The 1,487-nt window shown below is 41.2% G+C and carries 2 protein-coding genes; both read left to right on the top strand.

Going from position 1 to position 1,487, the window contains the following annotated elements; genetic code table 11:
• Positions 1-1,067: filamentous hemagglutinin (locus tag PVV60_RS10470; RefSeq protein WP_273724669.1), on the top strand; the 1,067-nt coding region annotated here is incomplete at its 5' end.
• Positions 1,064-1,465, top strand: coding sequence for a hypothetical protein (locus PVV60_RS10465; RefSeq protein ID WP_273724668.1), 402 nt, complete (start codon positions 1,064-1,066; stop codon positions 1,463-1,465). The genes PVV60_RS10470 and PVV60_RS10465, both read left to right, overlap by 4 nt.
• Positions 1,466-1,487: the final 22 nt, after the last annotated feature.

Raw genomic sequence — 1,487 nt, 5'->3', positions numbered from 1 at the left:
AAACCAAATCTGCTATCAGCGATGGGACTATCATCCTTACTGATATCACTGGACAGAGGGCGATGGGGCAAGATGCTGGACAAATCATTGATGCACTCAACCGCAACACCGCAGCAGCCCACCAAGCAGTAGGACAGCTAGATGTCGCATCGCTTGAGGGGGTAGTGCATAATCGCGTAGATATGATCAATGATTTATCGGATGAAGGATTTAATACCTTTGAACAGGGCATTGTAAACATGTTTATCAAAGAGCATTATCTGGCTACCGTTGAGCATGATGAAAATGGCAATGTGATCTATGCAAAAGATGAAAATGGAAATCCTATAAGAGACAGTCATGGAAACCCGCAGCCGCAATATCATTATTTAACGCCTGAAGAACAACAGAATTTACAAAAAGGTTCTGATGGCAAGGTTCATGTTTTCCTCAATGGTATTCTTACAACACCCGATGAAGCAGCCCATAATGCGGTTCAGTTGGCTGATAACAAGAATGATCCGCACTATTTTCTGATGTTTCCCCATAGCGATTCGCTCTTGGTAGAGGGGTTCATTGCAGGGTATCAGTATTTTCTAGAAGGTAAGTTGGGTGCTCTGACCAATTCGACGAAGAAGTACCAGAATCTGTTGTATAGCCTTGGCAATATAGGATTGCATGTTGATGCGCATAGCCGCGGCAGTATGACAGCGGGCAATGGATCGCATGATTTAGAAAAGCATGGTGTTCATGGTATAGCAAAGAAAACAACGATTAATTTCTTTGGACCAGCTTATAATACTCAAAACATGGCAGATACGTTATATATCTTAAGTGACGGAAAGCAGGATTACGTAAACTTGGAAAATCATAAAAATGACTTTGTGGGTACAAAGATTGGCAAAAATCCTTACACTTTTGAGCAAATACCTCCTGGAAGTGGTCCTTGGAAAGAAGCAGGGCAAATATTTAAGGGTTATCCAAGTGTTCATGCTTGTTATGGTAATGCCGGTTCAATATGTCGACAAGCTTATGGTTCACCTAATCGTACGCCAATATATTCAAAATATTCAGGGAGGAAAAAATGAAACAAATCTTGAAATTATTAAGTGGAATCATTCTGTTAAATATTGCTGGATGTAACATCGATAAGCCTCCACCAGGAGTTTTGAGTGCATGGGAGAAGCCAGGAGCAGATTTTACGGAGATAGGAAAAGCCTTGTTAGAATGTGGTATGCCAACCCCTTATGATGTTTTTCCAGAAAATAGAAAGCTAAGCATCAATGCAGAGGCTTCTATTGATGCTTGCATGGTTCAAGCAGGATTCCGCTACAAATGGGGAGGACCATATTGGTGTTATACTTTTAAAGAGAAAAACTTGCCCATTTGTCAGCCTGGTGCTGTCATCCCACAGAGAAGTGTCGAAAAGCGCTTAAACAGCCCGTTTTGTAAAAGGTATAAAAACGCGGATGAATGCCAACCTTAAGTTTTGCTATTGGTAATGATCA

The sequence above is a fragment of the Bartonella sp. AU18XJBT genome, assembly GCF_028618595.1.
Lineage (GTDB): Bacteria > Pseudomonadota > Alphaproteobacteria > Rhizobiales > Rhizobiaceae > Bartonella.
Note: the sequence above shows the minus strand (reverse complement) of the source record. Positions and strands in the feature narration are given on the sequence as shown.